20 protein-coding genes are annotated in these 22,431 nt (G+C 71.9%); 10 read left to right on the top strand and 10 right to left on the bottom strand.

Annotated elements, in window-relative coordinates; translation table 11 throughout:
- Positions 1 to 28 precede the first annotated feature (28 nt).
- Genes BKD26_RS04555 through BKD26_RS04575 form a run of 5 tightly spaced genes read left to right on the top strand, consistent with a single transcriptional unit; the run spans position 29 to position 2,923 of the window.
- Positions 29 to 1,369: a cellulase family glycosylhydrolase gene (locus tag BKD26_RS04555; protein WP_084895989.1), complete on the top strand. Its 1,341-nt coding sequence runs from the start codon at positions 29 to 31 to the stop codon at positions 1,367 to 1,369.
- A gap of 31 nt (positions 1,370 to 1,400) precedes the next feature.
- Positions 1,401 to 1,610 carry a helix-turn-helix domain-containing protein gene (locus BKD26_RS04560; protein ID WP_056794174.1) on the top strand — a complete coding sequence of 70 codons (210 nt, stop codon included), beginning with the start codon at positions 1,401 to 1,403 and terminating at the stop codon, positions 1,608 to 1,610.
- Positions 1,610 to 2,176 (top strand): Clp protease N-terminal domain-containing protein, encoded by a 567-nt coding sequence (locus tag BKD26_RS04565; RefSeq protein WP_084895991.1) that lies wholly within the window; start codon positions 1,610 to 1,612, stop codon positions 2,174 to 2,176. Before BKD26_RS04560 ends, BKD26_RS04565 begins: the two co-directional genes overlap by 1 nt.
- 43 nt (positions 2,177 to 2,219) lie before the next feature.
- Positions 2,220 to 2,489, top strand: coding sequence for a CopG family transcriptional regulator (locus BKD26_RS04570; RefSeq protein ID WP_084895993.1), 270 nt, complete (start codon positions 2,220 to 2,222; stop codon positions 2,487 to 2,489).
- Entirely contained in the window at positions 2,486 to 2,923 is a 438-nt protein-coding gene (locus BKD26_RS04575; protein WP_084895995.1) for a PIN domain-containing protein, read from the top strand. The genes BKD26_RS04570 and BKD26_RS04575 overlap by 4 nt, the downstream gene beginning before the upstream one ends.
- Positions 2,924 to 2,938: 15 nt before the next feature.
- On the opposite strand, the gene BKD26_RS04580 is transcribed toward BKD26_RS04575, so the two are convergent.
- Together BKD26_RS04580 and BKD26_RS04585 are read right to left on the bottom strand one after the other, a co-directional pair.
- Complete coding sequence (locus BKD26_RS04580; RefSeq protein WP_084895997.1) at positions 2,939 to 3,763, bottom strand: PadR family transcriptional regulator; 825 nt, start codon at positions 3,761 to 3,763, stop codon at positions 2,939 to 2,941.
- 1 nt (position 3,764) lies between these two features.
- Positions 3,765 to 4,595, bottom strand: a complete 831-nt coding sequence (locus BKD26_RS04585) for a DUF4097 family beta strand repeat-containing protein (RefSeq protein ID WP_084895999.1) — start codon at positions 4,593 to 4,595, stop codon at positions 3,765 to 3,767.
- Positions 4,596 to 4,720: 125 nt separating this feature from the next.
- On the opposite strand from BKD26_RS04585, the gene BKD26_RS04590 reads away from it, so the two are divergent.
- A complete protein-coding gene (locus tag BKD26_RS04590; RefSeq protein WP_084896001.1) occupies positions 4,721 to 5,533 on the top strand; it encodes a hypothetical protein in 813 nt (270 codons plus the stop codon).
- Here BKD26_RS04590 and BKD26_RS04595 read toward each other — a convergent pair whose 3' ends face one another.
- From BKD26_RS04595 to BKD26_RS04615, 5 genes are all read right to left on the bottom strand, one after another.
- Entirely contained in the window at positions 5,534 to 5,716 is a 183-nt protein-coding gene (locus tag BKD26_RS04595) for a DUF6104 family protein (protein WP_003961784.1), read from the bottom strand.
- Positions 5,717 to 5,830: 114 nt separating this feature from the next.
- A complete protein-coding gene (locus BKD26_RS04600) occupies positions 5,831 to 9,658 on the bottom strand; it encodes a multifunctional oxoglutarate decarboxylase/oxoglutarate dehydrogenase thiamine pyrophosphate-binding subunit/dihydrolipoyllysine-residue succinyltransferase subunit (protein ID WP_084896231.1) in 3,828 nt (1,275 codons plus the stop codon).
- A gap of 269 nt (positions 9,659 to 9,927) precedes the next feature.
- Positions 9,928 to 11,010, bottom strand: coding sequence for an ATP-binding protein (locus BKD26_RS04605; RefSeq protein WP_084896003.1), 1,083 nt, complete (start codon positions 11,008 to 11,010; stop codon positions 9,928 to 9,930).
- The gene (locus BKD26_RS04610; protein WP_084896005.1) at positions 11,007 to 11,744 is read right to left on the bottom strand and encodes a response regulator transcription factor; all 738 of its coding nucleotides are present in this window, start codon (positions 11,742 to 11,744) and stop codon (positions 11,007 to 11,009) included. The genes BKD26_RS04605 and BKD26_RS04610 overlap by 4 nt, the downstream gene beginning before the upstream one ends.
- A gap of 82 nt (positions 11,745 to 11,826) precedes the next feature.
- Complete coding sequence (locus BKD26_RS04615; protein ID WP_084896008.1) at positions 11,827 to 12,510, bottom strand: hypothetical protein; 684 nt, start codon at positions 12,508 to 12,510, stop codon at positions 11,827 to 11,829.
- Positions 12,511 to 12,817: 307 nt separating this feature from the next.
- Between BKD26_RS04615 and BKD26_RS04620 the strand changes: the two genes are divergently transcribed.
- Together BKD26_RS04620 and BKD26_RS04625 are read left to right on the top strand one after the other, a co-directional pair.
- On the top strand, positions 12,818 to 13,456 hold the full coding sequence (locus BKD26_RS04620; protein ID WP_084896233.1) for a rhomboid-like protein: 639 nt from the start codon (positions 12,818 to 12,820) through the stop codon (positions 13,454 to 13,456).
- Between the two features lie 151 nt (positions 13,457 to 13,607).
- The gene (locus BKD26_RS04625) at positions 13,608 to 14,165 is read left to right on the top strand and encodes a hypothetical protein (protein ID WP_084896010.1); all 558 of its coding nucleotides are present in this window, start codon (positions 13,608 to 13,610) and stop codon (positions 14,163 to 14,165) included.
- A 73-nt stretch (positions 14,166 to 14,238) separates the two neighbouring features.
- On the opposite strand, the gene BKD26_RS04630 is transcribed toward BKD26_RS04625, so the two are convergent.
- Positions 14,239 to 15,039: a nucleotidyltransferase domain-containing protein gene (locus tag BKD26_RS04630; RefSeq protein ID WP_084896013.1), complete on the bottom strand. Its 801-nt coding sequence runs from the start codon at positions 15,037 to 15,039 to the stop codon at positions 14,239 to 14,241.
- A gap of 126 nt (positions 15,040 to 15,165) precedes the next feature.
- On the opposite strand from BKD26_RS04630, the gene lon reads away from it, so the two are divergent.
- Positions 15,166 to 17,583: an endopeptidase La gene (lon, locus tag BKD26_RS04635; RefSeq protein ID WP_084896015.1), complete on the top strand. Its 2,418-nt coding sequence runs from the start codon at positions 15,166 to 15,168 to the stop codon at positions 17,581 to 17,583.
- A 54-nt stretch (positions 17,584 to 17,637) separates the two neighbouring features.
- Here the strand turns inward: lon and BKD26_RS04640 are convergent, their stop codons facing one another.
- Positions 17,638 to 18,435, bottom strand: coding sequence for a trypsin-like serine protease (locus tag BKD26_RS04640; RefSeq protein WP_084896018.1), 798 nt, complete (start codon positions 18,433 to 18,435; stop codon positions 17,638 to 17,640).
- Positions 18,436 to 18,466: 31 nt separating this feature from the next.
- A complete protein-coding gene (locus BKD26_RS04645) occupies positions 18,467 to 19,450 on the bottom strand; it encodes a LuxR family transcriptional regulator (RefSeq protein ID WP_084896020.1) in 984 nt (327 codons plus the stop codon).
- Between the two features lie 149 nt (positions 19,451 to 19,599).
- Between BKD26_RS04645 and BKD26_RS04650 the strand changes: the two genes are divergently transcribed.
- On the top strand, positions 19,600 to 22,383 hold the full coding sequence (locus tag BKD26_RS04650; protein WP_084896023.1) for a M4 family metallopeptidase: 2,784 nt from the start codon (positions 19,600 to 19,602) through the stop codon (positions 22,381 to 22,383).
- Positions 22,384 to 22,431: the final 48 nt, after the last annotated feature.

Raw genomic sequence — 22,431 nt, forward strand, 5'->3', positions numbered from 1 at the left:
CACTGTCCACCGTGCCGGAGGTCCCTTCATGCGTGCCGTCGCTCTCGCGCTCTCCGCCCTGCTGACCCTCGCCCCGTCCGCCCAGGCGGCGTCCACCGAGCCGGACATACCCCGCCTCACCGACGACCGGGGCCGCGTCCTGACGCTGCGCGGCTGGAACGTCGAGGACAAGAGGAACCGCGGTGACGCGGCCCTGTCCGCCATCACCGAGAAGCACTTCCGCGACATGCGGGCCCAGGGCTTCAACTTCGCCCGGCTGCTGGTCTTCTGGGACGACCTGGAGCCGCGACCCGGTCAGTACAGCCAGTCGTACCTGCGCAAGATCGAGCGCATCCTGGACTGGGCGCACAAGCACGACATGTACGTCCTGATCGACGCCCACCAGGACGTCTTCGGCCCGGCCTTCGGCCACCGCGGCATCCCCGAGTGGGCCACCCGCACCGACGGCCTGCCGTTCACCCCGCACCCGGACGACTGGTTCGCCGAGTACTTCGAACCGGCCGTGCAGCGGGCCTTCACCCACCTCTACGAGGACGAGGACCTGCGGCGCGCCCAGGCCCGGATGTGGCGCGTCCTCGCCGACCGCTTCGAGCACCACCCGGCCGTGCTCGGCTACGACCTCATCAACGAGCCGATGGGTGAGCTGCGCGAGGGCGAGGACCTGCCGACGGCGGCCCGGCGGATCGAGCGCGACCACCTCACGCCCCTGTACAACCGCCTCGCGGACGCGGTCCGTTCGGTCGACGACGACAACTGGCTGTTCGTCGAGCCGACCCCGATCGTGGGCGAGGGCGTCCCGACCGGCCTCGGCAGGATCAAGGACCACAAGGTCGTCTACGCCCCGCACTTCTACAACACCGCGATGGAGGCGGGCGCGGACTACGACCCGTCGGCGGGCTGGATCGAGTCGTACGAGGCGGCGGTCACCGCCTACCCGAAGGAGTACCGCGTACCGATCGTGGTGGGGGAGTGGGGCCCGCTGAACAACTCGCTGCCGAACATGGGCCGCTTCTACCGCGAGGCGCTCGCGTCCCTGAACCGCTACAGCTCGGGGTGGGCGGGTTACGTGTGGTGCTACGGCGGCGGGTACTGCGCGGTGGACGGCTCGGGCGCCTGGCGTACGAACAAGGGGCAGACGGCGGCGCCGTACGCGGAGGCGGTGGCGGGCCGGGTGGTCACGCAGACCCCGTCGCGGCTGACCTATGTCGCCGGACGCGGTGGCGCCACGGAGCTCTCCCTGCCCCCCAGCCCGAGCGGCTGGCGCGTGGCGGTGGAGGGGCGGGCGTGGGTGGTCCCGAGCCCGGCGGGGCGGGTGGTGGTACGGGCGGTGCCGGGCGCGACGGTCACGGTCGTCGTCAACCGGGGTTGACGCGCCTCGCTTGTCAACGTAAGTTGACGGCATGACCGAAGCAACCGATCTCGCCGCACGCGCGGGCGACCGCGACCCCCGGGTGGGCTTGCGGGCCGTGGCCGCGCTGCGGCGGCTGCTGGAGCAGCTGGAAGCCGTACAAGTCCGCAGCGCCCGCGCCCAGGGCTGGTCGTGGCAGGAGATCGCGGCCGAGCTGGGCGTCAGCCGGCAGGCCGTACACAAGAAGTACGGGAGGCATTGATGTTCGAGCGATTCACCGAGGCTGCCCGGAACGTCGTCAAGGGGGCCGTGACTCACGCGGAACGGGCGGACGCCGGCTCCGTCACCGAAGAGCACCTGCTGCTCGCCCTGCTCGACCTGGAGGGCACCCCGTCGGCCGCCGCCTTCGCCGCGCTCGGGATCACCGACCGGCGCGCCTCGGTGGAGTCCGCCCTGGCCCAGGCGCGCCGGCGCGGCGGCCTGACGCGGGCGGACGCGGACGCGCTGGCGGGCATCGGGATCGACGTGACGGAGATCGTCTCGAAGGTCGAGGCGGCCCACGGGGAGGGCGCGCTGGCGGGCGACCGGACGTCGAAACGGTGGTGGTCCGGCCACCGGTCCTTCAGCCGCCCCGCGAAGGACACCCTGGAGCAGTCCCTCCGCGTGGCGCTGGGCCGCGGCGACCGCCACATCGGCGACGAGCACCTCCTGCTGGCCCTCGCGGCCCGCCCGGGCGTCGTCGCGGACGTCCTCGCGGACCACGGGGCGACGTACGGGGCGCTGGAGCGGGCGATGTCCGCGGCGGGCGGCGACGCGCAGGCGAGCTGAGTGCCCCCGCCCGGACGTGGTACAGCTCCTGTACCATTTGGGTATGGCCCTCAAGCGCACCAACGTCTACGCGGATGACCGTGATCTCGCCCTGATCAAGGAGACGGCAGCCCGCCGGGGCATCTCGGAGGCCGAAATAATCCGCGAAGGCATTCACCGCATCGCCCTTGCCACCCGCATCTGGGACGAGCCGTTCATCGAGGACGAAGAGACCTTCGATCTCGGTGGCCCCATCGGTGCGGACGACATCCGCCGCGCCGTGACGGACGCTTTCGACGCCCGTGAGCGACGCAATCAGGAGCCGCGTTCGTGATCGTCATCGCGGACACCTCGGGGCTGCTCACTCTCTTCAACCGGGCGGATCCGGCTCACACGGCGGCGAGGAAGGCCGCAGACGAATGCAGCCTCCTTGTCGCCACGCCTCTGGCGCTCACGGAGGTGCACCAGGTGGCGACCTCCCTCGCCGGGAGGTCCGCCGCCGACAGCATCCTCCGTTCGCTGTCGGCACGGACGAAGTCCATGCGGCTGCTCCTCCCCGACACCACCGCGGAGCTCCTCGACGCCGCCCTGGCCGTACGGGCCAGGTACAAGGATCTCGACCTGGACCTCGTCGACGCGGTGAACGTCTGCTTGGCCGCCGAATACGACACCGACGCCGTGCTCACCCGGGACATCCGGGACTTCCGGACCGTGCGGCCGATCAGCCGCACCTACGCACACTTCCGGATTCTGCCCGACGACGCCTGAGAGGGGCTGCCCCGCTCACTCCTTGGCGCCCCGCAGCAGCGCGACGATGTGGGCCGCCGCCGTGGAGAGGTGGCGGCGGGCTTCGGTGAGTTGGGCGGCCGTGACGCCGTGGTCGCGCGCCGCGTCGCGGATGTCGTCGCGGAAGCGGTCCAGCAGCCGTTCCAGGTCGCGCGCCGGGTCGGCGGACGTGCCGGAGTCGTGGGCCCACTCCGGCGGCGTCGAAGGGGCCGCGCCGCCGAGCAGGCCGCCCAGGCGCCCGGCGAGGTCGGCCAGGCCCTCGCCCCGCATCACATGGTCCTGGACCTGCTGGGCGATCCGCTGCATCTCCTGGCGCGCCGCCTGCGCGTCCTCGCGGGCGCGCCGGGACTCGTCCTTGGCCCGGCGTGCCTGGTCCTTCCACTCCTGCTTGGCCCGGCGCCACGCCGCCCAGTCGTCGCCCCCGGCCGGCGGCGTACGGGTCTCGCCCGCCGCGGCCCGCATCTCGCGGCGCAGTGTGCCCGCCGCGCCGCGCACGTCGTCGCGGATCTCGGCCGCGAGCTCGGAGACCGAGTCGCGGATCTCCCGCTCCAGGTCGGCCAGTTCGCCGCTGCGGCCGGCGAGTTCCGCGCGTCCGGCGTCGGTGAGCGAGTACACCTTGCGCCCGCCCTCGGTGGCGTGCGTCACCAGGCCCTCCGCCTCCAGTTTGGCCAGGCGCGGGTAGACGGTGCCGGCGGAGGGCGCGTACAGGCCGTGGAAGCGTTCTTCCAGCAGCCGGATCACCTCGTAGCCGTGGCGCGGCGCCTCGTCGAGGAGCTTGAGCAGGTAGAGGCGGAGCCGGCCGTGGGCGAAGACGGGGGGCATGTCAGAGCACCTTTCCGGTGGAGGCTTCGGGCCGGCGGAGCAGCGCGATGGAGCCGGACACCGTGGTGGCCTTCAGGGTGCCCTTGCCGTTGCCGAGCCGGCCGGTGATCTTCTTGGAGCCCCACTGCCCGGTCACCCGCAGGTCCTCGAAGGCGGTGGAGACGCTCCCGCCGACGGTGTTGGCCTCGACCTTCGCGTTCGCGGGGTGCGGCAGCCGGATGGCGACCTCGCCCGAGACGGTGGTGAGCCGGATGTCGGTGGGCTCGCCGGCCGGGTCGAGGTCGATGACCATGTCGCCGCTGACCGACTCGGCGCGTACGGAGGTGGCGGCCCCGTCGACGACGGTGAGGTCGCCGGACACGGACTTGAAGCGGAGGTCCCCGGTGACCGCCTGGGCCTCCACGCCGCCGGAGACGGTGTCGGCGCGGACCTCGCCGGAGAGGCCGACGAGCGTGGTGTCGCCGGTGACGCCGCGTACGTCCGTACGCCCCCGGATGCCCGAGACGACGGCGCCGGCGCCGATCACGCCCACCTCGACGCGCGCGCCGGCCGGGACGGCGAGGGAGACGACGGCGCTGCGGCGCCTGCCCTTGCGGTCCAGCCAGTCGAGGAAGCCCCGCCAGGGAAGGTCCTCGTAGGTGACGGTCAGGGTGGAGCCCTGCTGGGTGACGATCAGCGGCGGGCCCTCGATCTCGGAGATCTCCAGCCGGGCGGTGCCCTCGTCGGTGCCCACGACGTTGACGGTCCCGTCGACGATGCGCACGTTGAGCGCCGTCACGGGTGCGTCGTCGAGGGTCAGCTTGGTGGGCTCGGTGACGGACCACTCCGGCATGGGACCTCCCTGGGACGTGACGCAACATATCGCGTCTGTTACGGCACACGATATATCGCGGTGCGGTGAAGTCAAGTGCGCCCCAACAACGCCGTAACGGGACAAATTGGCCTAGCGTAAGGCGCATGAACGCGACTTTCCTGGGCGCGCTGCTCTTCTGCCGGGCCGACCCTGCCTCCGTACGCCCGTCGGCCCTGCTGCTGCGCGAGCGGCTGCTCCTCGCCCCGGCCGGACCCGACTGGAGCGTGCTCGTCCCCGAGGGGAAGCCGTGGCTGGAGGGCCCCGAACCGGTCGACAGGGTCGTCGGGGGCTGGGCCGGCGCCCTGACGGTCGGCGTGACGTGGCCGGTGGTGGCCCTGTGGTGGGACACGGACCGCGCGGGGTGCGTCCTCGCGACCGGCTTCCGCCGCCCCGTCGGCTACACCTGGCTGGCGGACGGCACCCCCGCCGGCGAGGACGAGGCCATGCACACCTTCGCCGCCCGCCTCGGGCTCGACCCCGTCCTGGACGTCCAGGACCTCGAACCCCTCACCCGCCCCGACAAGCACGCCGACGCCCCGGCCCGCCTGCTGGGCCTGACGGCCGTCCTGTCCCGGCACGGCCTCACCCTCCCGCAGGGTCTCACCCCCGGCGAACCGGCCGCCCGCCTGTGGGCGGCCGCCGAGGCCCGGGGGGCGGAGCCGGTGGAATGGCACGGCTGGCTCGACGCCGTACGCACCGAACTGGACGCCGTGGAACAGGGCCCCCTCGGCCCCTGGCTCTGCGGCCCCCGCGCCCGCGCACTCGCCACCGCCCAACTGGCGGCGGGCCTCCCCCTCCTGGCCTGGGCGCTCACCCGCCGCAACCCTGGCTGGGCGACGGCGGCCGCGCTGCTGATCGCCCAGGGCGCGCTGGGCCTCACCTACGACCGCCTCCGCGCCCGCCCGCAGGGGCGGTGACTACTCGTCCTCGTCCTCGTCGTCCAGCCGTGCCAGCCACGTGGCCAGCCGCTCCACGGGGACCTCGAAGTCGGGGTTGAGGTCGACGAACGTACGCAGCTGCTCGGCGAGCCACTCGAAGGTGACCTCCTCCTCGCCGCGCCGCTTCTCCAGCTCCTCGATGCCACGGTCGGTGAAGTACAAGACGTGCTCCAAAAGGTCAGAACGTTCCCCGTCAGGATATGCACTGCTCACGCCGGAGGGCCCGGCCCGCATCCTGGGATGCGCGCCGGGCCCTCCGACTCGTACGACCGCCGGTCAGGCGTCGAAGACCTCGGCCACCAGCTGCGCCTGCTCGGCCTCGTGGCGCTTCTTCGAACCCACCGCCGGGGACGAGCCGTGCGGCCGCGAGATGCGGCGCAGGCGCTCGCCGTGCGGGATGTCCGCGCCGACCGCCAGGTCGAGGTGGTCGATCAGGTTGAGCGCGATGAACGGCCAGGCACCCTGGTTCGCCGGCTCCTCCTGGGCCCACAGGTACTTCTCGGCGTTCGGGTACTTGGAGATCTCGGCCTGGAGCTCCGCACCCGGCAGCGGGTAGAGGCGCTCGAGGCGGATGATCGCCGTGTCCGTGACGCCGCGCTTCTGACGCTCGGCGTCCAGGTCGTAGTAGACCTTGCCGGAGCAGAAGACGACCTTGCGGACCGCGTTCGCCTCCACCGACTCGTCACCGATCACGGGGCGGAAGCCGCCGGTGGTGAACTCCTCCGCCTTCGACGCGGCGGCCTTGAGGCGCAGCATCGACTTCGGGGTGAAGACGATCAGCGGCTTGTGGTGCGGGTTGTGCACCTGCCACCGCAGGAGGTGGAAGTAGTTCGACGGCAGGGTCGGCATGGCGACCGTCATGTTGTTCTGCGCGCACAGCTGGAGGAAGCGCTCCGGGCGGGCCGAGGAATGGTCCGGGCCCTGGCCCTCGTAGCCGTGCGGCAGCAGCAGCGTGACGCCGGAGGTCTGGCCCCACTTCTGCTCGGCCGAGGAGATGAACTCGTCCACGACGGTCTGCGCGCCGTTGACGAAGTCACCGAACTGGGCCTCCCACATCACCAGCGACTCGGGCCGGGCCAGCGAGTAGCCGTACTCGAAGCCCATCGCCGCGTACTCGCTGAGCAGCGAGTCGTAGACGTTGTAGCGGGCCTGGTCGTCGGAGAGGTACTGCAGCGGGGTGTAGTCCTCGCCGGTCTCCTGGTCCACCAGCACCGCGTGGCGCTGGCCGAAGGTGCCGCGGCGGGTGTCCTGGCCGGCGAGCCGGACCGGGGTGCCCTCCATCAGCAGCGAGCCGATGGCGAGGGTCTCGCCCATGCCCCAGTCGATCGTGCCGTCCTCGACCGAGGCCGCGCGGCGCTGGAGCTGCGGCATCAGGCGCGGGTGCACCTTGATCCGGTCGGGGATGTTGACCTGCGACTCGGCGATCCGCTTCACGATCTCCTGGGAGACCGCGGTGGTGACGGCGACCGGGAACTCGGCCTGTGCCTCGGGGCTGTGCGCCGGGCCGGGCTGTGAGGTGGCCTCGCGGACCTCAGCGAACACCTTCTCCAGCTGCCCCTGGAAGTCCTGGAGCGCCTGCTCCGCCTCCTCCAGCGTGATGTCGCCGCGGCCGATCAGCGACTCGGTGTAGAGCTTGCGCACCGAACGCTTCTTGTCGATCAGGCTGTACATCTGCGGGTTGGTGAACTGCGGGTTGTCGCCCTCGTTGTGACCGCGGCGGCGGTAGCAGATGAGGTCGATCACGACGTCCTTGTTGAACGTCTGGCGGAACTCGAAGGCCAGCCGCGCCACGCGGACCACGGCCTCCGGGTCGTCGCCGTTCACGTGGAAGATCGGCGCCTCGATCATGCGGGCCACGTCGGTGGCGTACATCGACGAGCGCGACGACTCCGGGGCGGCGGTGAAGCCGACCTGGTTGTTGATGACGATGTGGACCGTGCCACCGGTGCGGTAGCCGCGCAGCTGCGACATGTTGAGCGTCTCGGCGACCACACCCTGGCCGGCGAAGGCCGCGTCACCGTGCAGGGCGACGGGCAGGACGGTGAAGTCCGTACCGCCCTTGTTGATGACGTCCTGCTTGGCGCGGACGACACCCTCCAGGACCGGGTCGACCGCCTCCAGGTGGGAGGGGTTGGCGACCAGCGAGACCTTGATCTGCTCGCCGTCCAGGCCGGTGAAGGTGCCCTCGGCGCCCAGGTGGTACTTCACGTCGCCGGAGCCGTGCATCGACTTCGGGTCGAGGTTGCCCTCGAACTCGCGGAAGATCTGCGCGTACGACTTGCCGACGATGTTCGCCAGGACGTTGAGGCGGCCGCGGTGGGCCATGCCGATGACGACCTCGTCGAGGCGCGACTCGGCGGCGGAGTCGATGACCGCGTCCAGCAGCGGGATGACGGACTCGCCGCCCTCCAGCGAGAACCGCTTCTGGCCGACGTACTTGGTCTGCAGGAACGTCTCGAACGCCTCGGCGGCGTTGAGGCGGCGCAGGATGCGCAGCTGCTCCTCGCGCTCCGGCTTGGAGTGCGGGCGCTCGACGCGGTCCTGGATCCACTTGCGCTGCTTGGGGTCCTGGATGTGCATGAACTCGATGCCGGTGGTGCGGCAGTACGAGTCGCGCAGGACGCCGAGGATGTCGCGCAGCTTCATCATCGACTTGCCGCCGAAGCCGCCGACGGCGAACTCCCGCTCCAGGTCCCAGAGCGTCAGGCCGTGCTCGGTGATGTCCAGGTCGGGGTGCTTGCGCTGGCGGTACTCCAGCGGGTCGGTGTCGGCCATGACATGGCCGCGGACCCGGTAGGAGTGGATCAGCTCGAAGACGCGCGCGGCCTTGGTGACGTCGTCGTCGTGCGACGCGTCGATGTCCTTGAGCCAGCGGACCGGCTCGTAGGGGATGCGCAGCGACTCGAAGATGTCGTCGTAGAAGCCGTTCTCGCCGAGCAGGAAGTTCGCGACGATACGGAGGAACTCGCCCGACGCGGCACCCTGGATGACCCGGTGGTCGTACGTCGAGGTGAGGGTCATCACCTTGGAGATGCCCAGCTTGTTCAGGGTGTCCTGGGAGGTGCCCTGGAACTCCGCCGGGTAGTCCATCGAGCCCACGCCCATGATGACCGACTGACCGGGCATCAGGCGCGGCACCGAGTGGACGGTGCCGAGGCCGCCGGGGTTGGTCAGCGAGACGGTGACGCCGGTGAAGTCGTCCATCGTCAGCTTGTTGTTGCGGGCGCGGCGGACGATGTCCTCGTACGCCTGCCAGAACTCGAAGAAGCCGAGCGTCTCGGCCTTCTTGATGCCCGCGACGACCAGCTGGCGCTCGCCGTTCGGCTTCACCAGGTCAATGGCGAGGCCGAAGTTGACGTGCTCCGGCTTGACCAGGACCGGCTTGCCGTCCTTCTCCCCGTAGGAGTAGTTCATCGACGGCATGGCCTTGATGGCCTGCACCATCGCGTACCCGATGAGGTGCGTGAAGGAGATCTTCCCGCCGCGGGCGCGCTTGAGGTGGTTGTTGATGACGATGCGGTTGTCGAACAGCAGCTTCACCGGGACGGCGCGGACCGAGGTGGCGGTCGGCAGCTCCAGTGAGGCGTTCATGTTCTTGGCGACCGCGGCGGCCGGGCCGCGCAGCGGCACGTACTCCGGGCCGGCGGGCGCCTCGGTGGCCGGGGCGGCCTTGGGCTCCGCCTTGGCGGCGGGCTTCGCCGCGGGGGCCGGGGCCGGGGCCGGGGCGGCGGGCGCGGGCTTCGCGGGCGCCGGGGCCTGGGCGGCGGGAGCCTGGGCGGCAGCGGCCTGTGCGGGTGCCGCTGCTGCCGGCTGCGCCGGGGTGGCCGGGGCCTGGGGCTGGGCGGGGGGCGCGGTGTTCGCAGCCCCCGCGGCTACGGCACCCTCGCCCGCGGGCTTGTCCGCCGAGCCGGACGCGGCGCCCGGCTTGTAGTCGGCGAAGAAGTCCCACCAGGCACGGTCGACCGAATTCGGGTCCTGGAGGTACTGCTGGTAGATCTCGTCGACGAGCCACTCATTGGCACCGAACGCGGCGGCAGGGTTCGAAGGACCCTGCCCGTCTTGGTCGGTCGAGATACTCGAGTTACTGGGGGACTGAGACGACACGGCGGCAACCGCCCTCTTCCGCTTCACAAGGTGATGGACAGCGGAAATAAAGGCTACGCCTCCCTGGCCGGGACGTGCAGACCGGGCGCTCCATCGTCGCGTAGATCACATCTGGAGATGTGTTTCGGCGCTGGAAATGGCGGGAAACAAGCGTGGTTGCCCTGCGAATGGGTAGGGGACAGCGCGGCTGCGGCCCCTGACGGCGCACACCCTCGGCAGCGTCCTGCCTGTCTCTACGCAGAACGAGCCCTTCCGGTTCGAACCCTACGTCAACCTCGCGGCTGCGGGATCCCTGGAAGGGTGACCTGAATACGGCATCCACGTGCGGATTCGGCCACCCCGATGCGCCCGCCGTGCAGATCGACCGCCCAGCGGGCGATCGCCAGGCCCAGTCCCGTACCGCCGTCGCTGCCGGGGCCGTGCGGCGCAGGGACGCTGCCCCGGTTGAACCGCTCGAAGACCTTGTGCCGCTCGGACTCCGGGATGCCCGGCCCCTCGTCCACCACTTCGAGGTTCAGCGACTCCGGCAGCGGCCCGCGCCGGGCCCGTACCGTCACCCGGCCGTGCGGCGGCGAGTGCTTCACGGCGTTGTCGATCAGGTTCGCCACCACCTGGTGCAGCCGCTCGCTGTCCGCGTGCGCCGTGAGCTCGGGCGGCGACACGTCCAGGTGCAGATGCACATCGGTACGGGTGTGGCTGCCCGAGTTGGATCCCAGTCCGCGCTGCGCGGCGGCCAGATTGGCCTCCTTCAGCACGCCCGACAGGTACGGCCACACCTCGAAGCGCTGCGACCGGAGCGGTACGACACCGTTGTCGAGCCGTGACAGGTCCAGCAGCGTCTCCACCAGCCGGCCCAGCCGCTCGGTCTGCTTCAGCGCGGTGCGCATGGTCTCCGGATCGGCCGCCGAGACGCCGTCCACGACGTTCTCCAGCACCGCGCGCAGCGCCGCGATCGGCGTACGCAGCTCGTGCGAGACATTCGCCACCAGCTCCTTGCGGTGCCGGTCCACCGCCTCCAGGTCGTCGGCCATGCGGTTGATCGTGGAGGCCAGGTCGCCCAGCTCGTCGCGGCGGTCGGCGCCACGCACCCGGCGCGTGTAGTCACCGTGCGAGATGGACTTCGCGACCGTGTTCATCTCGTCCAGCGGCGCGGTCAGACCGTGCGCCACGAACTGGGTGATCAGCAGCGTGGCGATCACCGAGAAGACGGTGATGAAGCGCAGCTCGGTCTCCGTACGCAGGGCCACCATCAGCAGGCCGGTCGTGATGAAGACCGAGACGACGACGAGGGTGCCCAGTTTGGTCTTGATCGAGATCGAGACCGAGCGCAGCCGGGACCGGAGCGATCTCATGGCGCGGGCGTCTCCAGGGCGTAGCCGACACCGTGCACCGTACGGATCCGCTCGGCGCCGATCTTGCGGCGCAGCGCCTTGATGTGGCTGTCCACGGTCCGGGTGCCCGACGCGTCCGCCCAGTCCCACACCTCGGCGAGCAGCTGTTCGCGCGAGAGGACGGCGCGGGGCGTGTTCGCCAGGCAGACCAGCAGGTCGAACTCGGTCGGCGTGAGGTGGACGTCGTCGCCCTTGACGCGTACGCGCCGCTGCGCGTGGTCGATCTCCAGCTCGCCGAGCCGCAGTATGCCGCTGCGCGGCGTGACAGCGGCCAGCGCGGCCCGCTCCACGCGGCGCAGAAGCACGTGCACCCGGGCCGCGAGCTCCCGCATCGAGAACGGCTTGGTCATGTAGTCGTCCGCGCCGACCCCGAGGCCGACCAGCATGTCGGTCTCGTCGTCGCGGGCCGTCAGCATCAGCACCGGCACCGGCCGCTGGGCCTGCACCCGGCGGCACACCTCCAGGCCGTCGAAGCCCGGCAGCATGACGTCGAGGACCATCAGGTCCGGCTGCCACGCCTCGGCGGCATCGACGGCCGCCGGGCCGTCGGTGGCCGTCTGCACCAGGAAGCCCTCGGCCCGCAACCGGGCGGAGATGGCCTCGACGATGGTGGTGTCGTCCTCGACGACCAGCACGCGGCGCTGTGTACCCGGCGCGACCGCCGTGCCGTTGTGGCTGGTGTGTGTCTGCTCCATCGCCCCGCCCCTGTCGCGTCCTGCGCGAGCGTGTAGATCCGTGTGTTCGGTCAGCAGCGTAAAGGCACCGACCGCGTCCCGGCTACGCAGGGCGAACAGCGAGGTGGACCACGTCCGGTACGCCCCGGGCAACGGGGACCTCTTCGGTTCTTACCCCGCTGAACCCGGCATTCCGCAATGACTCTTCGAAATCGGCGGACGGCTGGGCGGACCACACGGCGAGGACTCCGCCGGGGTTCAGCCGGGCCGCGCAGGCCGCCAGACCGGCCGGTGAGTAGAGGCTGTCGTTGTCCTCCGTGACGGTCCAGCCGGGGCCGTTGTCGATGTCCAGGCACAGCGCGTCGAACGTGTCGGGGGAGCTGTGGACGTACGCGACGAGGTCGTCGTGGACCAGCACCGTGCGGGGATCGGCGAGCGCCTCGCCGGAGATCCGGGCGAGCGGGCCCTCGCGGTGCCAGTCGATGATCGCCTCCTCCCGCTCGACGACCGCGATACGCCCCCAGGCGGACTGGGCGGCCGCGTTCGCCAGCGAGAACCCGACCCCGAGGCCGCCGAGGAGCACGGAGGGGTGCGGCCGGGTTCCGAGCGCCCGGAGGGCGGCGTCGACGAGCAGCCGTTCGGACCGGCCGTCGGACGTGTCCATCAGGAAGGTGCCGTTGGCGATGATCTCGAAGTCCTCACCGCGCCGGCGCAGCACCACCTCGCCGTACGGGCCCTCACGTCGGTCGAGCGTCACGGGTGTTCGCGGGTGTGTCGTCACAGCCATGATCCTCAGCGTATCGAGGGGCGGGGCCGTCGCTGTGACCTATGTCATGGGCGGGGTCGCACATGATCGTGTCGGCTGGGGCAAGGTTGATCCGGGGGCGTGTGCAGGGGGCTTGTCGACAAGAGGAAAGGGCGGCCTCGCGGTGCCTCAGCTCCGGACGCGTGGGACGAGTGACGGTGTGGAGCTGCTGAAGGGCATCCCGGCGCAGCGCACGGCCGCCGGTCCGGCCACCGCCCCCGGTCCGGCCACCGAGGGCCGGGCGGTCGGCGAGGCGGTCACCGCTCCCACCGCCACCGCCGCGGTTCCCGTGCCGGCCCGTACCCCTGCCAGGTGGCGGCGGGCGGCGCGGCTGCTGCCCACGCCCACTGGGGCACCGTTCACCTTCGGGTACACCCTCGTCCTGGTCGCCACCTCGCTCTTCGCCGAGTACGGCGACCCCGACACCGTCGCCCAACTGCTGCGCGCCTCCAGTACCGACGTCGCCCATCTGACGCGTACGCCGCTGCTCGTGCTGGTCGCCAGCGCGCTGTGGGTGGCGGGCGGGCTGTTCTCGCCGTACGCCATCGGGTTCGTGTTCGTGCTGACGGCGCTGGAGCGCCGCATCGGGGCGTGGCGGGCGGCGGCCGTGTTCCTGGTGGGCCATGTGGTGGCGACGCTCGCCACGGAGGTCCCGGTCGGGCTGTCCGTGCTGGCCGGTCACCTGCCCGACTCGTCCCTGCACCGGCTCGACTACGGCATCAGTTTCGGGCTGATGGCGTCCGTCGGCGCCCTGGCCGGGCTGCTCGCCCCGGTGGCGCGCGGCGTCGTGCTGGCGTGGGTGTCGGTGATGCTGCTCCAGGATCTGGTGGCCTTCGAGGACCCGCTCACCGACTGGGGCCACCCGCTGGCGCTGCTGATCGGCGTCGGCTGCTGGCCGCTGTTGCGCCGGACGGTACGCCGCGCCTGACCCGTACGGTCCCGGCCCTCGAAGACCCGGTCAGTACACCCGCTTGCCTCGCGGAAGTGTGACAAATGGTGCATAGGTGGTCACGCGCTGCTTCACTGACGCCGGGTGGCCGGTCGCGGCGCCCTCTTCGCCCAAGGAGAGAGAACAGAGCATGAAGATCACGAGCAGTACCCTGCAGCGACTGGCCATCCCGGCCGTGGTCGCGGGTCTCGCCCTGCCCCTGGCCGTCGCCTCACCGGCGTCCGCGCAGCCGGCGGCCTCCACGGTGGTCCGGAGCTTCGGGCAGGTCACGGTCAGCGCACGCGACGGAGGGGACGCCGGCGAGGTGCGGAACCGCGTCCGCTTCTTCGCGGTCGGTACTTATCTGCATGTCGAGGACCTCGACGGCATCACCCCGGGACCCGGCTGCGTCCGGTGGAACAACGACCCCACCGAGGCCAGGTGCGGCGGTCTCAGCGGTGTCTCCCGGCTCAGTGCCACACTCCGTGACGGCAACGACACCGCGACCGTGCAAGTGGCGCGGAACGCCACGATCGACGCCGGATCCGGCAGCGACACCGTGTCGACCAACTCCGGCAGCGACACGATCAACATCAGGGACGGTGGCGGCGGCGACGAGGTCCTGACCTGTGGTGCCGGGACGGACACGGTCTTCACGGACCCGGGCGACGTCACCACCCCGAACTGCGAGTTCGTGAACGAGGACTGAGCCCTCCTCCACATCGCCCCGGCCCGGGGCGTGGCCCTCACGCCACACCCCGGGCCGGAGGTGTTCTCACCGCTCACGGCCGGGGCGCCTTCACGCCGTGCACCGCCCGGTACTCGGCCGCCAGCCATGGCCCCAGGTCGTCGATGAGCGTGCCCAGCGCGGCCGGATCCGCGCCCTCCGCCCCGCCACGCCCCACCGCCACGGCCGTCCGCATCTGCGCCGCCCGCCGCGGGTAGTAGCCGCCGAACACCTCCGCCATCTCCTCCAGGTCACTCGTCCAGTCGCCCCAGCGCGGCATCGCCAGCGTGAAGCCGGTACGCACCAGGCGGCGGCCCACCCGGCGGCCCAGCCGTCCGCGCTCCGCGTCCGTCGTGGCCTCGGCCACCCGCTGCCGCCAGCGCGGCAGGAGCAGCGCCAGGTCGCCATTGGTCTCGCGGGCGAGCAGCGAGGTGGGCCGGTAGCGGGGCAGTCGCCCGGCGAGGTCATCGCCCAGCAGGGGGGTGCACAGGCAGGCGACGAAGAACCCGAGGTCGTGCCGTTCCAGCTCGCTCATAACCGCACGTACGCCGACCAGCAGGACCCCGGCGCCGTCGATCTGCGGGAAGCGGCGGTCCAGCTCCGCTTCCAGGTCCGCGACCGCGTCCCGGTCGGCGTCCGTCGGCTCCTCGCGCAGCACCACCAGCAGGTCGAGGTCCGAGACGCCGGGCGTGGCGGTGCCGCGCGGAATGCTGCCGTACAGGTAGGCGCTGTGGAGACGGGCGGGGCCGAAGACCTCCCCGATCCGTGCGCGCGCGGCGTCGACCACCGGTACGAACGCTTCCGGTACGCGGTCGAGCGCGCCCTCGCGTGCCAGGGTCCCGTCCTCGTTCAGCATGCGCCCCACTCTGCCCGCTCCGGGCTGCGAGAGGTTGATCGCTCAGAGCGAACACGCGTGGGGAACACCGCGGCAGTCAGAAGCATTGAGTGTGTACAGCTCAACTTGACTGCCGAAGGGGAGATCATGGCATCGACGTCCACACCGCTCACCCTGCCCGTGCTGCCGCTCGACGACGAGGTCGTGCTGCCCGGGATGGTGGTGCCGCTGGACCTGTCCGACTCCGAGGTGCGAGCCGCGGTGGAGGCCGCCCAGGCCGCCGCCCGGTCCTCGGGGGCACAGGGCAAGCCCAAGGTCCTGCTGGTGCCGCGCATCGACGGGACGTACGCGGGGATCGGCGTCCTCGGCACCGTCGAGCAGGTCGGGCGGCTCTCCGACGGCGACCCCGGCGCGCTCATCCGCGGCCGTGGCCGCGTGAAGATCGGCGCCGGTACGACCGGCCCGGGCGCCGCCCTGTGGGTCGAGGGCACCACCGTCGAGGAATCGGTGCCCGACCCGCTGCCCGGGCAGATCACCGACCTGGTGAAGGAGTACAAGGCGCTCGCCACCAGCTGGCTCAAGAAGCGCGGCGCCTGGCAGGTCGTCGACCGGGTCCAGCAGATCGACGGCGTCTCCGCCCTCGCCGACAACTCCGGCTACTCGCCCTTCCTGACCGTCGCCCAGAAGGTCGAGCTGCTGGAGACCGAGGACCCCGTGGCCCGCCTCAAGCTCGCCACCGAGCAGCTGCGCGACCACCTCGCCGAGCAGGACGTCGCCGAGTCCATCGCCAAGGACGTCCAGGAGGGCGTCGACAAGCAGCAGCGGGAATTCCTGCTGCGCCGCCAGCTCGAAGCCGTACGCAAGGAGCTGCGCGAGCTCAACGGCGAGAAGGAGGGCGAGGAGTCCGACGACTACCGGGCCCGCGTCGAGGCCGCCGGCCTCCCCGAGAAGGTGCGCGAGGCCGCCCTCAAGGAGGTCGACAAGCTGGAGCGGTCCAGCGACCAGAACCCCGAGACCGCCTGGATCCGCACCTGGCTCGACACGGTCCTGGAGATGCCGTGGAACGAGCGCACCCAGGACAGTTACGACATCAAGCGCGCCAAGGAGGTCCTCGACGCCGAGCACGCCGGTCTGGAGGACGTCAAGGAGCGCATCACCGAATACCTCGCGGTACGCAAGCGGCGCGCCGACCGCGGCCTCGGCGTCGTCGGCGGGCGGCGCGGCGGGGCGGTGCTGGCGCTGGTCGGCCCGCCCGGCGTCGGCAAGACGTCGCTGGGTGAGTCGGTCGCGCACGCGATGGGACGGAAGTTCGTACGGGTCGCCCTCGGCGGCGTACGCGACGAGGCGGAGATCCGGGGCCACCGGCGTACATACGTGGGCGCCCTGCCCGGCCGGATCGTGCGGGCGATCAAGGAGGCCGGGTCGATGAACCCGGTGGTCCTGCTCGACGAGATCGACAAGGTCGGCTCCGACTTCCGGGGCGACCCGGCGGCCGCGCTGCTGGAGGTCCTCGACCCGGCGCAGAACCACACCTTCCGCGACCACTACTTGGAGGTCGAACTCGACCTGTCCGACGTGGTCTTCCTCGCCACCGCCAACGTCCTGGAGGCCATCCCCGAGGCGCTCGCCGACCGGATGGAGATCGTCCGGCTCGACGGCTACACCGAGGACGAGAAGGTCGTCATCGCCCGTGACCACCTGCTGCCGCGCCAGCTGGAGCGGGCGGGCCTGGAGAGCGGCGAGGTGACGCTGGACGAGCCGGCGCTGCGCAAGCTCGCGGGCGAGTACACCCGCGAGGCGGGCGTACGGAACCTGGAGCGGTCGATCGCCCGGCTGCTGCGCAAGGTCGCCGCCCAGCACGAACTGGGCGAGCAGGAGCTGCCCGTCACCATCGGCGAAGGCGACCTGCGCGGGCTCATCGGGCGGCCGCACCACGTGCCCGAGTCCGCCCAGGACCCGGCCGAGCGCCGCACCTCCGTACCCGGCGTCGCCACCGGACTCGCGGTCACCGGCGCGGGCGGCGACGTCCTGTTCGTGGAGGCGTCGCTGGCCGACCCGGAGACCGGCGCGGCGGGGCTGACGCTGACCGGCCAGCTCGGTGACGTGATGAAGGAGTCCGCGCAGATCGCCCTGAGCTTCCTGCGCTCCCACGGCGCCGAACTGGAGCTGCCCGTCACCGGCCTGAAGGACCGGGGCGTGCACATCCACTTCCCGGCGGGCGCGGTGCCCAAGGACGGCCCGAGCGCGGGCATCACGATGACGACCGCCCTCGCCTCCCTGCTGAGCGGCCGCCTGGTGCGTACGGACGTGGCGATGACCGGCGAGGTCTCCCTGACCGGGCGGGTGCTGCCGATCGGCGGTGTCAAGCAGAAGCTGCTGGCCGCGCACCGGGCGGGCATCACCACGGTCGTGATCCCCAAGCGGAACGAGGCCGACCTGGACGACGTCCCGGCCGAGATCCTCGACAAGCTGGAGGTCCACCCGGTCACGGACGTCCGCCAGGTCCTGGAGCTGGCCCTCTCACCCGCGACGACGGCCCCGACCGCCGAACCCGTCGCGGCCTGACGCCCTCAGCGAGAACCCCGTGGTGCGCCGCCACCACGGGGCTCCCGTGCGCCCTCACGCACCGGAGGCCTTCACCGCCCGGTCGTACAGTGCCCTCGTCCGGGCGTCGAACAGGACCGCCGTCGATTCCGTGTCCGTGTCCCCGCCGCTCAGGACGCCGATCAGCCGGCCGTCCGCGAGCCACGGGCTGCCGCTCGTGCCGTCGAAGAAGCCGTCGCACTCCATCACCATCGAGCCGGCCAGGTCAGGGTCCCGCCGGGTGTCCGTGGTGCAGGAGATGGGGCCGTCGGCCGGATTGTGGTCCTTGTTGGGGTATCCGACGACCGTCACGCGGCGCTGCGGACCGGACGCCCACTCCGGCCGCGCCGCGCCCACCACCTGCTGCACCTGGCGGCCCCGGCTGTCCGGGGCCAGCGTCAGGAAGGCGTAGTCGTGCGCGTCCGCGTCGTCGCCGGCGGCCTTCCACGCGTCGGCCACCTGCACCGTACGCACCTTCCAGGTGCCGTACGGGGCCGGGTCGCCGGCTTTGCCCCGGTACGCCGGGGCGAACGAGAAGTCCGAGCTCGCCGCGCCGTCCGCGTACACACAGTGCGCGGCGGTCGCGACGACGTTGCCCTTCGGGCTGTCCACCACGCTCGCCGTGCACCAGTGGCCGTCCTCGTCGAGCAGCACCCCGACCGACGGCAGCCCGGCGGACGGCGCCGCGGACCGCTGCGGCGCCGTAGGCTTGCCCGCCGGGCCCTCGGTGTCCGGGCGCGGGGCGGAATGGGACGGCCCCCCGCACGCGGTGGCGGTGGTCAGGACGGCGACGATCCAGGCGACGGTCCACGGCAACGGCCTCTTGCAGCGCATGGGCCCCATCCTTGCCCATGATCACGGCCGCTCAGTCATCCAGCCATCCGCGCGACGACGCCCGCGCCCCCGCCTGGAACCGCGTCCGGGCGTCCAGCGACTCCAGCAGCCGGCTGATCCGCCGTCGCGCCGTGTGCACATGGACGCCCAGACGGCGGGCGATCGCCTCGTCCTTGAACCCCGCCGCGAGCAGCGCCAGCACCTCCTGCTGCGGTCCGGGCAGCGCGCCCGCCCCGTCCTCCTCCGTGCCCAGCGGCCCGGCCCGCTCCCACACGGCCTCGAACAGCGGCACCAGAGCGCCGCACAGCAGCCCGTCGCCGACCACCAGCGCGGACGCCCGCGGACCGGCGGCGTCCGCCGGGGGCAGCAGCGTGACCCGCCGGTCCACGGCGAGCAGCTTCGCCGGGACGTCCCCGGCGACCCGTACCCGCAGCCCCCGCCCGGCCAGGCAGGCCAGCGCCCGCGCCCGCCCCGGATCCGCCAGCCCGGCCCGGTCCAGCACGGCCCGTACCTCCACGCCCCGGGCAAGCAGCGCGCCGACGTCCGGCGAGGTGAACGGCGGCCGGTCGAGGATCACCACCTCCCGCTCGGCGGCGGCCAGCAGCCGGTCCACGCGTTCGGCGATCACCCGCCGCCCCGTCACCACCTCTACGCCCCCGCCGCTGCCGCGCGGCTCGCCGAAGTCCCCCACCAGCCGGTCGGCCGCCATCCGTAACCGCGCCAGCTCCGCCGACTTCTGGTGCAGTTCGGCCTGGCGGCGGTGGATGAGCGTACGGATCGCGGCGGCGGGCGCCGCCGGGTGCGGCAGCGCGTCGCCCTCGTCGGACGACGGATCGGGCGGCCGGGCGAAACCGTGCGCGACGAGCCGGTCCAGCGCGGCGTCCAGCCGCTCGCGCGGCAGGTCCAGCAACCGCGCCAACTCGTCCGCCCCGTCCGCCTGTTCCTTCAGCAGCGCCTCGTAGGCGCGCTCCTCGGTCCTGCCCAGGCCGAGAGTGGTCAGTTCTCCCTGGATCATGCGTCGGATTCTCACTCCGCCTTCACAGGCCACACAAGTGTGCGTGTCCACTTCTCAACCCCCCGCATCCGTTGTCGCGTTGGGCCCGCGCCGCTTGCATGGCCATGACCACCTGAACGGCTGACCAGCACGTGGGAGGGGTACGGACTGTGCGCAAACCCAGCAGGCCCGGCATACGGGCGGGGGCCCGGGGAGCGGCGCTGCTCGCCGCCGCCGGGCTCCTGATCACCGCGGTTCCGGCGTCGGCGGCGACCCCGCCGGCCACCGAACCGCCCGCCGACGTCATCCCGGGGGCGCGGACCGCGACCCCCGCGCTCGTCGACGGCATCCGGGAGGCGGCGGACGCCAAGGCGAGCCCGGCGGACGCGGCGCGGGGGCACCTGGCCGCCAAGGAGAGCCGCTACAAGATCGCCGAACCGGGGCGTGATCTCGCCCCCGTACAGACGCTGAAGCGCGGCGCGGAGGAGACCGTACGGCTCCAGCAGAAGCATCAGGGCGTGCCGGTGCTCGGCGGGCAGTACGTCGTCCGGATGGAGACCAAGGGCGGTGAACGGGTCGTCACCGGCACGTCCGGCAAGTACTTCACGGGCCTGACGACCGGGGTGACCCCGGCCGTGGCCAAGGACGTGGCGGTACGCCGCGCGGTCGCCGCGACCTTCGAGCGGCTCGGCGGCCACCGGCTCTCCAAGGCCGACGCGAAGAAGACCGCGCCACTGCACGGCACCGCCGGGGGCCTGGTGGTCATCCCGCGCGGTGAGGGCGTGCTCACGTACCACGTGACCGTACGCGGTACGCATCCGGCGACCGGCGCGCCGGTGCTCCAGCACGTGTACGTGGACGCCCGGGCCGGGTTCCCGGTGCTGCAGTTCAGCGGCATCAAGACGCTCACGCCGGCGAAGGCCGCGACGGGGACGGCCGTGAAGAAGGCGGACGCCCCGGCCGACCCGGGCACCGGGACCGTCGGCAGCGGCACGCTGCTGAACGGCGCCAAGGTGGACCTCAACGTCAGCAAGGCCGCCGACGACCGGTACGTGCTGGCCGACCGGGCCCGGATGGCGGACGGCAGCAAGGCCGCGCTCACCACGTGGGACGCGCGCGACAAGGACGTCTACGAGGTGCTGGGCGGCTGGCCGGCCGACCTCAGGGAGTTCGGCTCGCCCAGCGCGGAGTTCGGCAAGGACGCCACCGACGCGGGCGCGGTCGACGCCCACTGGGCGGCCGGGCAGGTCTACGACTACTACAAGAAGCACCACGCCAGGGACGGCCTCGACGGACGCGGCTCGGCGGTCAACAGCCTCGTGGGCGTGACCCAGTTCGGCCTGCCGTACGTCAACGCCTTCTGGGACGGCACCAAGATGGTGTACGGCTCCGGCGACAGCGAGTACAAGCCGCTCTCCGCCGATCTCGACGTGGTCGGACACGAGATGACCCACGGCGTCGTGGAGAACACCGCCAACCTGGTCTACGCGGGCCAGTCCGGCGCCCTCAACGAGGCCGTCGCCGACTACTTCGGCAACGCCATCGACGTCACGCAGGCCGGCATGGCGATGGACCACCCGGACTCGGGCCTCATCGGCGAGGACCTGTGCCGCAAGGCCACGCCCCGCGCCTGCGCGCTGCGCGACCTCAACGACGGCGCCACCACGTCCAAGGACTTCCTCGGCGCCACCTTCGGCACCGACAACGGCGGCGTGCACCTCAACTCCACCGTCTTCTCCGGCGCGCTGTGGGACATGCGCCAGGGCCTGGGCGCCGAGCAGGCCGACCGGATCGTGTACAAGGCGCTGACCGAGTACATGACCCCGCTCGACGGCTTCACCGACGGCCGCAACGCGGTCCTCGCCGCGGCCAAGGACCTCGGTGTCACCGGTCAGCGGCTCAATGCCGCCAAGCGGTCCTTCAACGCCCACGGCATCGTCGCGGGCTGGGAGGAGGCGCTGGGCGTCGACTCCGACGAGCTGCTGGGCAGGCTGAACATCACCGGCACCGGCGTGCAGGCGGGCGGCGGCTGGTGGACGGTCTCCAAGTCCAACGACGACGGCACCGAGCCGTACTCCGTCTACGCCGGCCGCGCGGACGGCAAGGGCGCCCCGAAGCTCATCAGCCCCAACGACGGCCGCTATCACGTCTACCCGGCCACGGACGGAAAGACCGTCGTCTGGGCGGCGTACGGCGCGACGAGCGTGGACATCCTGTCCCGGCCGATCGCGGGCGGGCCCATCAAGAAGCTGTACGCGTCCACGACGTCGGACGTCTCCGGGCTGCGGGTCGAGAACGGGGTGACGGTCTTCGAGACGCTCGGCCTGTTCACCCGCCACGTCGTCCACCTGCGGCCGGGCGACGTCACGCCCACGTACGTGGACGGTGGCGACGACGACGTGCTGACCGGGCTCCCGTCCCTCGCCCACGGCAGGATCGCGTACGCCAAGCTGTACCCGGAGGGCGGTGAGTACCGCCTCGGCGTGGAGCTCCTCGACCTGAAGACCGGCAAGAAGACCCTGACCGAGCGGCTGGACGAGCCGCAGACCCTGGGGCAGACCGCCCTCAACGGCAGCCACGTCTTCTGGCTCACCGACGAGAACATCGCCGACGACGGCCAGATGGGCATCCGGCGGGCGAACCTCGACGGCACCGGCGCGTACGACATCAGCGCCGAGGGCAAGCCGGGCGCGCTGATCGCCTCGGACCTGACGGTCTCGGAGTCGGCGGTCACGGTCAACGCGTCCCTGCCGGACACCGCGTACCGCAACGAGACCCTGCCGAAGCACTGGCAGCTGACCACCGACGGCACCCGCAAGGAGCGCGTCTCCTGCAACCGCGGGGAGCAGCTCTCCCCGGCGGCGCTCGAAGGCACCGGGGTCGTCTGGATCGACGGCACTACGGGCTGGACGAACCTCGTCACCCGCTCCCGCCCGGCGGGCCGCTGCGGCTGAGGCCCTTTGAGGCTGACGCCTTCCGGAGGCGGAGACCTTCCGAGGCTG

The sequence above is a fragment of the Streptomyces sp. CB03238 genome, from assembly GCF_002099185.1.
Lineage (GTDB): Bacteria > Actinomycetota > Actinomycetes > Streptomycetales > Streptomycetaceae > Streptomyces.